The following is a 14,603-nucleotide window of genomic DNA, read 5'->3' as shown; positions in this document are numbered from 1 at the left end:
CTATTTTAAATAGATTAGAGGTGATATTCTTGGAAAAGCTTACTCCTATGATGAGGCAATATCTTGAAATAAAAGAAAACCATAAGGATTGTATTTTATTTTTTAGACTTGGAGATTTTTATGAAATGTTCTTTGAGGATGCAGTAACAGCATCCGAAATACTAGATATAACCCTCACAGGCAAAGCTTGTGGTTTGAAAGAAAGAGCTCCTATGTGTGGAATCCCTTATCATAGCTCTCAAGGATATATTCAAAAACTAATACTAGCTGGTAAAAAAGTTGCTGTTTGTGAACAAGTAGAAGATCCTTCTCAAGCAAAAGGGATTGTTAAAAGAGAAGTTGTTAAAATAGTGACTCCGGGAACTATAATAGATGAGGATATTATAGATAGAGAAAAAAACAATTACCTATTATCATTTTTAATCAATAATACTAATGTTGATATTTCATATATAGATATTTCTACTGGCGAACTAAGTACTACAGTTATTAACAAAAGTGAATTAAGCGATTTATTTTTCAAAATAAATCCAAGTGAAATTATAACAAATGCAAGTAGCAAAGAGATTCTAGATTCTGATTTAGACAAAAATATTAAATTAATAAACTCATATATTTCCGAAAATAATATTATTATGAATATTTCAGAAGAGCTCATAGATGAAAGCTGGTTACTCAATAATAAGCTTGATACTAATATATCTCTTTCTCTATATAAAATATTTAGATATATCAACCATACTCAAAAATCTATTAATCTAAACATGACTAAAAAGGATAATGGCGAGGCCTTAATTATAGATCATTTTACTTTAAAAAATCTTGAAATAATAGAGACTATTAGACGTTCAAAAAAGAAAGGTTCCTTATTTTGGGTGTTAGATGATACAAAAACAGCCATGGGAGCTAGAATGCTAAAAAATTGGTTATTGTATCCGCTTAAGAATGAGACTCTTATTAACGCTCGTTTAAACTATATTGATTTGTTCTTTCAGAACACTGACTTTACATTAAAAATGAGAAATATTTTAAATCATATTTCTGACTTAGAAAGAATATGCCAGAAATTATCGTATGATTCTATTAAAACTGACGACATACTTAGGTTAAAAGAGTCTACTTCAATGATAATCGAATTAAAAAAATTTATGGCTATGAGCGAATTTGAGCTATTAAGAGATTTTTATTTAAAGATTCCAGATTTGGAGTATGTTTTTGAGCTAATTGATTCATCTATAATAAATAAGGACTTTAATTCTAAAGAAAAATATATAATTAAATCTTCTTTTAATGACGAATTATCTGAACTTAGAAATTTAATTGACCACTCCGCCGAAATGATTTTAGGTGTAGAACAAAGAGAAAAACTTAGAACTGGGATTAAAACATTAAAAATAGGCTATAACAAAGTTTTCGGCTATTATATAGAAATAACCCATGCTAATTTAAAGAATTTTGATATACCTTCAGATTATATTCGCAAACAAACACTTACAAACGGAGAACGCTTTATAAGTGAGGAATTAAAATTATTGGAAGAGAAAATACTTACAGCTAAAGATAAAGCAGATTCACTTGAAAAGCATATTTTTGAAAATATAAAAATGGAGCTAAAGAACCATATAAACAATCTACTATCAGCTTCAAAGGTAGTTGCTATTTTAGATTGTTATCAATCTTTAGCAACTGTAGCTAATAATAATAACTTTGTAAGACCAGAAATTAATAATAAGGGATATATTAAATTAGAAAACGGAAGACATCCTGTTATAGAAAAAATGACATCTGATTATATGTTTGTCCCTAACGACACAACCATCGAAGATGGAATAATTCAAATAATTACTGGTCCAAATATGGCCGGAAAGTCAACTTATATGAGACAGGTAGCTATAATTGTTCTGCTCGCTCATATCGGTAGCTTTGTACCATGTTCTAAAGCTGAAATTTGTTTAATAGATAGGATTTTCACTCGAATCGGAGCTAGCGATGATTTATCTCAGGGACAAAGTACTTTTATGGTTGAAATGATAGAGGTTGCAAATATTCTTCAAAATGCTTCTTCTAACAGTTTTATTATTTTAGATGAGATAGGAAGAGGGACTAGCACATACGATGGTATGAGTATAGCTTTTGCAGTAATCAAATATATAGAAGATCAAATAAAAGCCAAAACTTTAGTTTCAACACATTACCACGAAATAACATCACTCGAAGACTCATCAAAAAATATCCAAAATTACTCTATGCTTGTAGAAGAAGTAAATGACAATGTAAATTTCCTAAGAAAAATAGTAAAAGGCAAAGCTGATAAAAGCTACGGCATTCACGTTGCTATGTTAGCCAACTTACCTTCACAAATAATTGATTTAGCGCAAGATACGCTAGAAAGCTTAGAATCAAACGTTTCAGTTTATAAACCTAAAATTCAATCTACTAAGAAAAGCTCTGAGGTAGAAAATCATCAGTTATCGTTAGAGCAGTATTTTTATGATAATATCATTTCAGAAATAAAAACATTGGATTTAAATAATACAACTCCACTTGAAGCTCTTACTATACTTAATAATTTAAAAAATAAGTTAGGATGATGTATGATGAACAAAAATCAAATAAAACAGTTAGATGACAAAACTATTAGTTTAATAGCAGCTGGGGAAGTTGTTGAAAGTCCTGCCTCAATAGTAAAAGAGCTTATAGAAAATTCAATTGACGCAAAGGCTACAAGTATAGTTTTAGAAATTCGAGATGGTGGAAAATCTTATATCCGTGTAACTGATGATGGATTTGGAATCGACGAAGCTGATGTTGAGCTCGCTTTCAAAAGACATACTACAAGTAAAATTACATCTTTTACTGATTTTTGCAATTTGTATACTAATGGATTTAGAGGAGAAGCTTTAGCAAGTATAGCTGCAGTTTCAAGAGTATCGATTACAACTAAAACCAAAGAAGCATTTTTAGGAACCTCATTGATTATTACAGGTGGTATAATCGAAAAAAAGGAAAAAGTTGGAGCAAAAGATGGTACGACTATTATAATTGAAGATTTGCTATATAATACTCCTGCTAGAAAAAATTTTCTAAAGAGCAACCAAGCAGAAACGTCAAAAATTAATGACATTGTAGAGAGACTAGCACTTATTAATAACTCTGTAAAATTCAAATATATAAACAATAATAAAGTTATGTTAATAACGGCTAGTAATTTAACCTTTTCAGAGTCTATGAATAATATTTATAATAACGCCTACGATAAATCTATCAAAGAACTTCCAATCGAATACATAGGTGACTATGGTATTGAGGGTTTCTTAGGTGATAATTCTATTATGTCACATAATAGAAAAAATCAGTATATCTTTGTAAATAAACGAGTTGTAAAAAGCAAGCTCATAACTTCCGTAGTTGAAGAAGCTTATAGTCAGTTTATAACTATAAATAGATTCCCGATTTTTTTAATTAATTTAAACGTAGATCCTGCCCTTATTGATGTTAATATCCATCCAAACAAATTAGAGGTTAAGTTTTCTAACGAAAATAAGCTTAAAGACACTTTATCTAATTATATTAAATCAAAGCTATCAGAATCTATAATGATTCCTAAATCAAATCTAAGTTCAAAATATGATAAAGTTAAAAAAGACGAACCTCAAAATATAAATTTTGATTTATTCATAAATGAGACTAATCTGTTCTCTCAAGATGCTGTAAAGAAGCCAGCTTCTAATAATTATGCATTAGAGTCTATGCCAACAAACGATAAATCTCATGCTTTAGAAAACTTCATAATAAATACTAAACCCAATGCCGAAAACAATCTTTTTATTAATGAAAATCCAAATAATAACTATGATTTAAGCTCAAAACCTAGCTACAATAAAACTAATCTAAATACTACTTCTAATTCTAACCATCAGTTTAATTATAAAGATCTTAGCGTTATTGGTGTTTTTATAAATTCATATATTATTACACAATACAATGAAGCTCTATATGTGATTGACCAGCATGCTGCTCATGAGAGAATATTATACGAAAAATATCTCAACTCCTACAAGAATGATAAAATATCCTCTCAAAATCTATTAATACCAATTTCTATCAATATATCGTTTGATGTTTCAGTTTATATTCATGATATAATTGATTTGCTTAATGATTACGGCTTTAATGCAGAGCCATTTTCTCAAGAATCATTGGTTATTAGAGCCATTCCAAATATTTTTAATCAAAATGAAGCAATAAATTTAGCTAATGAGCTTATTAATAATTTTTCAAAACAAATATATCTATCTGATGAACTAAAAGAAAAAATTGCATCTAAAGCATGCAAGTCAGCAATAAAAGCAAATGATAAATTGCTTAGCCTTGAGATATCTCAAATACTAAGTGATTTAGATTCTTGTGAAAATAAGTACTCTTGCCCACACGGAAGACCTATAACTATAGAACTTAGTAAATACGAGCTCGAGAAAATGTTTAAAAGAATTGTATAATGAGGTAAATATGAAAAATAAAAAAATAATAATTATAGCTGGACCTACTGCTGTAGGAAAAACAGCACTTTCTGTATCTTTAGCGAAAAGAATTAACGGAGAAATCATATCGGCTGATTCTATGCAAATCTATAAGCAGATGGATATTGGAACAGCTAAAGTCACTGCTTCTGAATCATCTGGAATAACTCACCATATGATCGATATTGTATCTCCACAAGACGATTTCACTGTAGCTGATTATGCTAAACTTGCTAGAGAAAAAATTGAAGACATTCTTTCTAGAGGTAAAGTACCTATAGTAGTAGGTGGCACTGGGTTATATATAAATTCTATAGTATTCGAAATGGATTTTAATAATTCAGCTCCAGATTCAGGAATAAGAAATCAATATAATACTATTCTCTTGGAACAAGGATCTGAATATTTATATTCTATTTTAGCTAAAAAAAATCCTGAGGCTGCTAATTCAATTCATCCTAATAATACTAAAAGAGTTATACGTGCTTTAGAAATATTAGATTCTAAAGATGACTTTTCAAATTTTGAAAATGCTCAAAGTAAATATTCTAAGTATGATAGTAAAATCTATATTTTATCTCTCGAAAGATCAATACTTTATAATAGAATAAACTCACGTGTGGATACCATGATAAATAATGGATTAGTCGATGAAGTAAAAGATTTGCTTTCGAAAGGCTTGACTAACCAGCATCAATCTATGAAGGCGATAGGCTATAGACAAATCATCTCATATTTAACTAATGATTTATCACTTGATGATGCTGTTGATTTAATAAAAAGAGATAGCCGTAGATATGCTAAAAGACAATTTACTTGGTTTAAAAAATATAAAGATGCGAAATGGCTTGACGTAGGGTCGCAAGATATTGAAAAATTGACAGAGGAGATTCTTAATGATTATAATAAATCGTAATGAGGTATTAACATAATAAAATATAAAATAAAATTTCAGGGAGGGCTAATTTTGAAAAATTCAATAAATCTTCAAGATCAACTTTTAAATCAAGCAAGGAAGGAAAAAATATTTCTAACAATATTCTTGGTTAATGGAGTTCAAATCAAAGGAACTATAAAGGGTTTTGACAATTACGTAATCTTGCTAGACTCAGATAGCAAGCAAAATCTAGTATATAAACATGCTGTATCTACTATAATCCCAGCTAAAGTCCTTACTTTCAAAGTAGGAGATGAAGAATAAGTTCACTTGCTTTATAATTAACTGAAAAAGCTTCACATAATTGAGACTTCAATTTATTCACAATAAAATACTAGGAAGATGCCTAGTATTTTATTGTGAATTTTTTTATAGCCTCATCTAAGTCTTTAGAGTTTGAATGTGTGTAGATTTGGGTTGTAGATATAGAGCTATGACCTAGCAATTCTTGAACCAATCTTATGTTTGTGCCATTTTTTAATAAGTGGGTAGCAAAAGTATGTCTGAGCTTATGAGGAGTTACATTTTTATTTAAATTAGCACTTAATCTTAATTCCTGTAAATTTTTTTGTACATAACGACTTGTTAATCTATCTCCTCTTTTAGAGATAAACAGCGCACAATTAGAAGTTTTAGTTTTATTTCTTAACGTAAAATATCTTTCTGCAAAATTATAAACAAATCCTTCTTCGTATATTTGAAAAAAAGTGGAATTTAGCTCTATTGGCAAATATCTTTCTTTTTCGCCCTTACCTTTTACATAGAGACGATTAGTATTTATACCTTGTTCAAAATCGCTTAAATCTAAATTTAGAGCTTCGTTTATTCTTAGTCCTGTGTGGATTAAAAGATTGAATATGAATAAGTTTCTTATTTTTGTAAATTCATTTTTATTGGTATCTAATATTGCTTTATTTATTTTTTTTATTTCTTCAATTTCTAAATAAGTAGGCGCTTTATATGGATTTTTAATTTTTGCTTTTATAACGCTATCTTTAGGTATCGGATTTTTATTAATCTCATTTTGTTCCTCTAAAAAATCAAAAAACAATTTCATGACATATTTTTTTCTTTTTATTGAAATTGAATTATTGTCTCTAACAGAAACGAGATGAGTATAATATGAATTTATATGTATTGGCCTTATATCTGTGATTTCTTGCGAAAGGATTTCGCTTATGCTACAGTAATCAAAAAAAGTTTTTATATCTAAATAATAAGAAACTACAGTGTTGTTGCTTTTTCCTGATGAAATAAGAGCATTCGTGAACAGCTTTACATACATTTTAAAAGCATTTGGTATTTCTTTATCTATTTTGTTATTAATTTGTATCAGAAAATTTTTATCCATGTAACCCTCCAGTTTAGTTCGCATAATATGTATTATGCGAACTAATTTTGAATTTATTATATCATAATTACACTAAAAAGAAAACTTTCATTCTGATATCGATTTCCTTCAAAAAATTTATTGCAATTTCATACATTTAATACTAAAATCATTACTTATATAGGAGGGCACAATGTATACATCATCGAATAATTATTATAGCTATTTTGGAATTTCGAATGACTTAATTAATCAAGCTTCATCAATAGAAAAAAGTCTTTCTAAAATTTATTCCGAGTTAGATAAAATTAAAGAAATTAACCAATTAAAAGTTTTAAAAGCAATGCAGGATGCAAAACTAAGCGATTCCCACTTTAATCCTTCCACAGGCTATGGTTACAATGATGCAGGAAGAGAAAAAATAGAAGAAATATATGCCAATGTATTTAATACTGAAGATGCTTTAGTAAGACCTACATTAGTAAATGGAACTCACGCTTTATCAACTTGTCTACAATCTCTACTTATGCCTGGCGATACAATGCTTTCCATATCAGGGAAACCGTACGATACTTTAGATGAGGTAATAGGAATAACCAATCATCCTCTGTCTCTAAAAAGCTATAACATAAAATATGAGCAAATAGATTTGCTTCCTAGTGGTGATTTTGACAAAAATTCAATCGTGAATCACCTCAAAGTTAATTCAGATATTAAAATGATTTATATCCAAAGATCAAAAGGATATAGCAGAAGAAAAAGTCTTACTATAAATACATTAGAAGAAATATGTAACTTGATAAAATCAATCAATAACAAAGTTATAATTATGCTTGACAATTGCTACGGAGAGTTTATAGAGACTCGTGAACCAACCGATGTCGGCGTGGATATAATGGCTGGATCTTTAATAAAAAATCCAGGAGGAGGCTTAGCTATAACCGGAGGCTATATAGTAGGAAAAAAAAGCTATGTGGAGCTCGCTTCCCAAAGATTGACCTGCCCAAGCATAGGAAAAGAATGTGGACTTACGTTCAATACCAACAGATTGACACTACAAGGTCTTTTCTTGGCTCCAAGTATTGTAAATTCAGCCCTAAAAGGAGCAATTTTTTGTTCCAAGCTTTTTCAAGATAGCAGCTATGACGTTTATCCAGTGTACGATGAAGCAAGAAGCGATATAATACAAGCAATTGGCCTGAATTCAGAACTGGAGGTAATAGAGTTTTGCAAAGCAATACAAGCTGCCGCACCTGTAGATTCATATGTGACACCAGAACCATGGGATATGCCTGGCTATGACAGCAAGGTGATTATGGCTGCTGGAGCTTTTATACAAGGCTCTTCAATAGAACTGAGTGCTGATGCACCTATAAAAGAACCCTTTACCGTATACTTTCAAGGTGGAATTACATACGAACATTCTAAGCTGGGAGCTTTAATGGCTTATAATAATATAAAAAAAATCAAGGAGTGATTAGATGCCTAGTGAAATAAAATTTTTACCTTTGGACAATTTGCTTTATGTAATAAAAAAAGAAAACCATGATTTTGAGTATTTAAAAACTTTACTTAGCAACCACCCTGAAATTAAGTTCGTTTCATTAGTAGGTATGGATCTAAAAGGCAACGGTACTGACGAAAGAATCCCTATACAATCCATGCTTGATGACATGGAAAGTTTCTTCAGCCTAGGAATTCAAACTGACGGTTCAAGTGTTGTTTTACATAATATAGCTACTCTAAATGATGCTAAAGTTATAATTCTGCCAGATTTAAAGGTAAATTGGCATGTTGATTATAATTTCGGACATTTAGACCATATAACTGGTTTACCTATCGGAACCCTTAGAATACCAGCTTTTTTAATTCATAATAACAAAATGGTTTGTTCTAGATCTATACTAAAAAAAGCAGTTAAAAGATTTAAAAATAATTGTCTTGAAATCATAGAAAATAGCGAGTCTTTAAAAGACGAGCTTGGCATTAAAGATAAAAAAATAAAAACTATACACATGACTTCAGCAACTGAACTAGAGTTTTGGGTTCAAACACCAGAAGACAAAGCAGACGAAGAAAAACTATCAACTTCTCAAACGCTTAAGGAGCAATACTGGAAACGTACAGAAGGAACCGTAAGAACTGCAATGGAAAAAACCATATTGATGATGGAAAAATATGGTTTCGAGCCAGAAATGGGTCATAAAGAAGTAGGAGGAGTAAGACCTCAAATCAATGTAAGCGGAAAGCAAAGCCATATTATGGAGCAGCTTGAAATAGATTGGAAATATACAAACACTCTTCAATGCGCAGACAATGAGCACTTTATAAGACATTTAGTTCTTGACGTATTTAACAGCCATGGCTTAGAAGTAACATTTGCCGCCAAACCAATAGAAGGTGTAGCTGGTAGTGGAGAGCATACTCATCTAGGAATTATGGCAGAGCTTGAAGATGGCACTAAAGTAAACTTATTTGCCCATAAAAATTTCAAAGAAGAATACATGAGTTCTATAGGCTTTTCATCATTAATGGGAATACTTAAAAATTACGAAGTTATTAATCCTTTCGTTACATCAACAAATGATGCATTAAATAGATTAAAACCAGGCTTCGAAGCTCCTGTTTGCATTGTATCTTCTCTAGGACATTCGCCAGAGTTTCCGTCTAGAAATAGATCTATCCTAGTTGGATTAATAAAAGATATAGAAACACCTTTATCAACAAGATTTGAGCTTAGAGCTCCAAATCCTAACTCTAATACTTATCTAGTATTAGCTTCCTGCTATCAATGTATGCTTGATGGTATATCCAAACTTGCTGGAAAATATAGCTTGAAGCAATTAGAAGCGGAATTTTCAAAAAAAGTTGGAGATGAATCAATTTACTTAGAAAAAAATAGAGAGTACAGAAGCGAGTTTGACGTATTTGAGCATTACACAGAATCTGAAAGATCTGAGCTTTTTGGAAAGCCTCCTGCTACTGTATATGAAAATGTGATTGCTTTTGATAGTTATCCTGAAAAAGTTGAAACTTTAATAGAGGGCGAGGTTTTTACAAAAGCTATTATTGATTCATACAAAACCTCAACAATCGATATGTGGATTAACGAGCTTAGAGGAAGAATAATAGAAGACAATATGAATTTAGTGAGAAATTGCTCTAAGGTTCATGATGACGAAATTTCGGATTTAGATATTGTTAACTGGAATAGAATTAATACTTTGAGATGGGAGCTGATGAAGGATAGTGTAGATAAAAAATCTATCTTTACTAATATTAGAAGTCAAATCCTTCTCAATGACCTAAACGAAGTTTCAAACTTGCAAAAAATTATGAGCGATAAAGTTAAATTACTTAAAGAGCTTTATTTAGCATATAAAAAGAACATCTTCTAGATTATCCCAATATAACGTTTTAATCAAAATACCCGCATTATTGAATTTAGAAGTATTTAGTTCATGAATACAAACGAAACCCACCAAAACAAGGTGGGTTTATTTTTTATTATGATTATATCAAAATTATTTTATCCTTATACGCGAAGCTCTTATTATAGAATTTTTTTACAAGCTACTTGTTTTATTTTTAAGATACATCTGTTCTTATAAGTGTTTTAACAACCCCTAATATAGAGATATTTTCAGGATAAATAGGAGAGTATGCTTCATTTTCAGGTTGCAGTCTAATCCTATTTTTTTCCTTAAAGAAACGTTTAACAGTTGTTTCATCATCATTTATAAGAGCAACTACAATATCCCCATTTTTAGCATATTCAGTTTTTTCTACGATTATAGTATCTTTATCATATATTCCAGCATTAATCATGCTATCTCCTTTAACCTTAAGCATGAAATATGTTCCATTATTTACCCAAGATGAAGGAATGGGCAAAAATTCTTCTATATTTTCTACCGCCAGAATAGGAGCTCCTGCAGTAACTACGCCTAGCAATGGTATATCAACTGAGCTTCTTCTATAAAAGCCTTCTTCATCATCCGAAAGAATAACTTCAATTGCTCTTGGTTTTGTTGGGTCTTTTTTAATGTATCCATACTCTTCCAGCTTATTCAGATGAGAATGCACAGTAGAGGTGGATTTTAAATCAACCGCAGAACATATTTCTCTTACAGAAGGCGGATATCCCTTTTTTTGAATTTCTTCTTTTATATATAATAATATTTCTAGTTGCTTCTGATTTATTTTAGAATACATAATATCATCCTCCATATCTTTGTTATAGTAACAATTATAACATATGAAACAAAAAAAACAAACATCTGTTCACATTTGCTATTGACTAACGAACAGACGTTCTAGTATAATGATATTAGAACATCTGTTCGTATACGTTTTATATCTAAGGAGGATAAAAATGAAAACTAGAAGAAAAAAAAATAGACATTATATAAATAGCAAAGTTAACATAACTATATTATTGTTAATAATATTAATTTCCACTGTTTTTAGCATATATTCACTAGGTGAGAATAATGAAGCAAATCAAATATCATATTCTACCTACACTATACTATCAGGAGATACATTATGGGATATATCAACTAGATATAAAAACCCGAGCGATGATACAAGAGATTTTATCGAAAAGATAGTAGAGGCAAATCAATTAACATCCTTAAATGTAATTCCAGGACAAAAATTACTCATTCCAATCGAAAGTACTTTCAACTAAAATAAAGCCTTACGGCTTTATTTTTTTTCATCATTCCATTCAAAATTCTTTATTATATCTCTTTTTAAATTTTTCCTTTGCGCTGAATATAATTGTGTAGTAGTTATATTTTCATGATCAAGTAAAGTCTTAACATCATAAATAGAAAACCCATAGTCAATAAGAGAGCTTGCTGCAGTTGCTCTTAATTTATGTGGACTATACCCTTTATCCCTAGTAGTACCCATAGCAAGAGAAGTATATTTCTTTACAAGCTCTCTGATAGCTTTCATTGTTAGCCGTTTATTTTGTATGGATAAAAAAAGAGCATCCTCATTATTTTCATCAAGTAAGTCAGAATTTGGTCGTTCGCAGGATATATAATCATCTAAAGCTTTTTTTATCGTTGAATTCAATGGCATTAACGCTTCTTTAGATCTTTTTCTGTAAATTTTAAATTCGTCACGGCCATAATTAAATGATGACAAATTCAATTGCTGAATTTCAGACAATCTAAGTCCATAGGTTACAAAGAAAAGCAAAATAGCTTTATCTCTTAATTTAGTCTTTTCCCAATATATTTTTTCTTTATCTGTCAATCCTTCTCCTGTGGATACAATATCTAGCATAATGGCAACCTCGTCAACTGCTAGCTTCTTTATAGCATCTGGTTGAGGTTTTGGCAATTTTATTGGATTAAAACCATCAGTTATGTTATTTTCCAATTGATTATTTCTATACATATACTTAAACAAAGAGGATAGAGAGGATTTTTTTCTAGCTAAAGATCTATTGTCATTTTTAAATAAATAATCATTTCCATTTATTGATTTTAAGTATCTTGTACAGTATTCTCCAATAAAATAGTTAATATCTCTAGCTTTCAACTTAGAAAATTGTTCTATAGTAATTTCAGACAGGTTATTTAAATGTATGTATGATTCATCGTTACTAATTAAATACTTTAAAAAAAATTCTATATCTTCGAGGTAGGCAAGCCTTGTAGATAAAGAAACTGCATTTTTTAAATATATAAAATAATCTTTCATAAAATGAGGCAGAGCAGTTTCGATTTCTATACATTTATCTATTATATGGTGTTGTTTGGCAACAATATTATCTGGTTTGTCAGATTTGTTATGTATTTTTATCATGAAATAAACCTCCAGCTTAAGTTAATTTTTTTAGACCAATAAAAGGTGACAAGTATATTATAAGCTAGATTTAAACAGAATAGTAATAATTCGCTAAAATGCACTGTAAGTAAAAATCTATTCAAACTATTCCCTAAATATACATTTAAAAACCAGTTGAAAAACCTTAAAGATTGCAAAAAAAAATATTTTGATAACCTTGATGACTACTTCTATTCTAAAGTAAATCATTTAACAAAGCAATATGGCGCTTTCTTATCTTTACTGCAGCATGTTAATCCTGAACGATTAAAAAATATTTGTTATGGAAATACAGATACAATGTTATCTAAATCTAAGTATCAAGTTATCTTTGACCATTTCAAAAATAAATATGATCTAACACTTTATAATTTTATTGATGATATCGAAGGTTGTGATTTATTTGCTTATTAATCCTATTGAAGTTTATTGTGAAATATTGAAATTTGAATCTTTCCACGACTTTTTTTATAAAAATACTCTTCATAATGCATTTATTAATTTTTTTAGAAATATAAATATTACTGTTAATGATATTAGACCTTATCTTTGTGTGCGTGATATTTTCGCTATTGTAACTGTTGAAACTGATGTTGGTATGTTTACTTTTAATTATAATTCTTTGCTTACTGCTCAAACTTATGTTAATGATTTAGTTAAATTTAAATAATTTGGAGGTTGTTTATATGGTGAATTTAGATATTACTCAAGAGCAATTAGAAATATTATTTGATTTATTGCCTGCTGTTGAAACTATAAGAATTTCTAATAATTTTAATCCTGATGTTGTTGATGCCTATAAAGATTTAAAACATAAAATTTATAGTGAAGTTGTTAAAAATGAAAATTTATAATTTATTTGGAGGTGCTTTTTATGAAACGTGTATTAGTTCTTGCTTGTAAACCTTTTGATTTTATTGGTAATGATGGGAAACCTGTTCAATTTGCTAGAATTTGGTATATTTCAGATGATATTCAAGATAAAAATATAATTGGAATGGTAGTCGGCCAGATGAATATTTCTTTGCCTTTAGCTAAAAAGATTGGTTTTAATCTTGAAGGTTCTCTTCCTGCAATTTGTGATTTAGAACTTGATGTATATTTTGATTATGCAGGAAATGCAAAAGTAAGATTAGATGATGCTTTAATTATTAAGGCTCTTGATATGGGACAACTTATGGTGATATAAAATGTCTGATATCTCCCCTACTCTATCTGAAAACATTGAAACTACTGAAATTACAACTGATTATTCAGAGCATCTAGTCAATGTTAATCAATACCTTTCTAATAATCAAGAGTTATTAAAAGAATTGATATTTTGGGAAAAAAGTAATTCATTCTTATTGGTTATGATTGTTGTAATCACTGGATTAACTATATTAACTAATTTTTTAAGAGGTAATGTAAAATGATAGAACCTATAGTATTTGATATAGTGCTTTCAACAACTGAATTAACTGAACTTTGGCAAACTGCTTCTGTATATGGTTCTTTAATATGTTTATCTGCTTTTAGTACTGGCTTTATTATTAATGCTTGTTTTGGATATATGCACTCTATACGTTTTAGATAGGTTATTTTTCAGCTGAAATAACATAGATTAATAATTTAAAATTTGATTGGAGGTATTTGGTATGGAAAAATTAAAAAATCTTTTAAAAGGTAAAACTTTCAAGACTTGCTTAACTGCTCTATCAATAATGGTATTATCTGCACCTATGGCTTTTGCTAGTGAAACTGGATCTGGTGCTTCTGCTGGAATGACTACTGCTATGGAAGGTGTTAAAACAGAATTTGAAGCAACTGTTGCGGGCATTGCTCCTATTGCTGTTGGTATTATTGCAATATTCTTAGTTTGGAAGTATGGGATGCAATTCTTCACTTCTCTAACTAATAAAGGTGCAAAATAGTTTTTATTTAACTACTTAAAGGGAGTAGGGATTTTATTCCCTACTCCTTTTTAATT

At 29.5% G+C, this 14,603-nt stretch carries 16 protein-coding genes; 13 read left to right on the top strand and 3 right to left on the bottom strand.

What is annotated here, in order from left to right:
* Positions 1–29 precede the first annotated feature (29 nt).
* From mutS to hfq, 4 genes are read left to right on the top strand one after another with little or no spacing between them, the layout of a single operon-like run.
* Positions 30–2,591 carry a DNA mismatch repair protein MutS gene (gene mutS / locus B5X47_RS10480; protein ID WP_079590097.1) on the top strand — a complete coding sequence of 854 codons (2,562 nt, stop codon included), beginning with the start codon at positions 30–32 and terminating at the stop codon, positions 2,589–2,591.
* A 6-nt stretch (positions 2,592–2,597) separates the two neighbouring features.
* On the top strand, positions 2,598–4,499 hold the full coding sequence (mutL, locus tag B5X47_RS10475) for a DNA mismatch repair endonuclease MutL (protein WP_159446466.1): 1,902 nt from the start codon (positions 2,598–2,600) through the stop codon (positions 4,497–4,499).
* 10 nt (positions 4,500–4,509) lie between these two features.
* Positions 4,510–5,436 (top strand): tRNA (adenosine(37)-N6)-dimethylallyltransferase MiaA, encoded by a 927-nt coding sequence (gene miaA, locus B5X47_RS10470; RefSeq protein WP_079590095.1) that lies wholly within the window; start codon positions 4,510–4,512, stop codon positions 5,434–5,436.
* Positions 5,437–5,487: 51 nt separating this feature from the next.
* Positions 5,488–5,721, top strand: coding sequence for an RNA chaperone Hfq (gene hfq, locus B5X47_RS10465; protein WP_079590094.1), 234 nt, complete (start codon positions 5,488–5,490; stop codon positions 5,719–5,721).
* Positions 5,722–5,803: 82 nt separating this feature from the next.
* Here the strand turns inward: hfq and B5X47_RS10460 are convergent, their stop codons facing one another.
* Positions 5,804–6,808: a tyrosine-type recombinase/integrase gene (locus B5X47_RS10460; protein ID WP_013361445.1), complete on the bottom strand. Its 1,005-nt coding sequence runs from the start codon at positions 6,806–6,808 to the stop codon at positions 5,804–5,806.
* A gap of 172 nt (positions 6,809–6,980) precedes the next feature.
* Between B5X47_RS10460 and B5X47_RS10455 the strand changes: the two genes are divergently transcribed.
* Both B5X47_RS10455 and B5X47_RS10450 read left to right on the top strand, forming a co-directional pair.
* Entirely contained in the window at positions 6,981–8,264 is a 1,284-nt protein-coding gene (locus B5X47_RS10455; RefSeq protein WP_079590093.1) for a methionine gamma-lyase family protein, read from the top strand.
* Between the two features lie 4 nt (positions 8,265–8,268).
* Positions 8,269–10,185 (top strand): type I glutamate--ammonia ligase, encoded by a 1,917-nt coding sequence (locus tag B5X47_RS10450; RefSeq protein WP_079590092.1) that lies wholly within the window; start codon positions 8,269–8,271, stop codon positions 10,183–10,185.
* 190 nt (positions 10,186–10,375) lie between these two features.
* On the opposite strand, the gene lexA is transcribed toward B5X47_RS10450, so the two are convergent.
* Positions 10,376–11,002: a transcriptional repressor LexA gene (gene lexA, locus B5X47_RS10445; protein WP_013361448.1), complete on the bottom strand. Its 627-nt coding sequence runs from the start codon at positions 11,000–11,002 to the stop codon at positions 10,376–10,378.
* A 160-nt stretch (positions 11,003–11,162) separates the two neighbouring features.
* Here lexA and yneA point away from each other — a divergent pair, with 160 nt between their 5' ends.
* Positions 11,163–11,480: a cell division suppressor protein YneA gene (gene yneA, locus B5X47_RS10440; protein WP_159446465.1), complete on the top strand. Its 318-nt coding sequence runs from the start codon at positions 11,163–11,165 to the stop codon at positions 11,478–11,480.
* Between the two features lie 17 nt (positions 11,481–11,497).
* Here the strand turns inward: yneA and B5X47_RS10435 are convergent, their stop codons facing one another.
* Complete coding sequence (locus B5X47_RS10435) at positions 11,498–12,613, bottom strand: tyrosine-type recombinase/integrase (RefSeq protein ID WP_079590090.1); 1,116 nt, start codon at positions 12,611–12,613, stop codon at positions 11,498–11,500.
* Positions 12,614–12,769: 156 nt separating this feature from the next.
* Between B5X47_RS10435 and B5X47_RS13720 the strand changes: the two genes are divergently transcribed.
* From B5X47_RS13720 to B5X47_RS10415, 6 genes are all read left to right on the top strand, one after another.
* The gene (locus tag B5X47_RS13720) at positions 12,770–13,048 is read left to right on the top strand and encodes a hypothetical protein (RefSeq protein WP_143215806.1); all 279 of its coding nucleotides are present in this window, start codon (positions 12,770–12,772) and stop codon (positions 13,046–13,048) included.
* Positions 13,049–13,320: 272 nt separating this feature from the next.
* Positions 13,321–13,488, top strand: a complete 168-nt coding sequence (locus B5X47_RS13815; protein WP_159446464.1) for a hypothetical protein — start codon at positions 13,321–13,323, stop codon at positions 13,486–13,488.
* 20 nt (positions 13,489–13,508) lie between these two features.
* Positions 13,509–13,823, top strand: a complete 315-nt coding sequence (locus B5X47_RS10425) for a hypothetical protein (RefSeq protein WP_079590088.1) — start codon at positions 13,509–13,511, stop codon at positions 13,821–13,823.
* A 1-nt stretch (position 13,824) separates the two neighbouring features.
* Positions 13,825–14,049, top strand: coding sequence for a hypothetical protein (locus tag B5X47_RS10420; RefSeq protein ID WP_079590087.1), 225 nt, complete (start codon positions 13,825–13,827; stop codon positions 14,047–14,049).
* On the top strand, positions 14,046–14,210 hold the full coding sequence (locus tag B5X47_RS13810; RefSeq protein WP_159446463.1) for a hypothetical protein: 165 nt from the start codon (positions 14,046–14,048) through the stop codon (positions 14,208–14,210). Before B5X47_RS10420 ends, B5X47_RS13810 begins: the two co-directional genes overlap by 4 nt.
* 61 nt (positions 14,211–14,271) lie before the next feature.
* On the top strand, positions 14,272–14,547 hold the full coding sequence (locus tag B5X47_RS10415; protein ID WP_079590086.1) for a hypothetical protein: 276 nt from the start codon (positions 14,272–14,274) through the stop codon (positions 14,545–14,547).
* Positions 14,548–14,603: the final 56 nt, after the last annotated feature.

It is taken from the genome of Acetoanaerobium noterae (genome assembly GCF_900168025.1).
Lineage (GTDB): Bacteria > Bacillota > Clostridia > Peptostreptococcales > Filifactoraceae > Acetoanaerobium > Acetoanaerobium noterae.
Note: the sequence above shows the minus strand (reverse complement) of the source record. Positions and strands in the feature narration are given on the sequence as shown.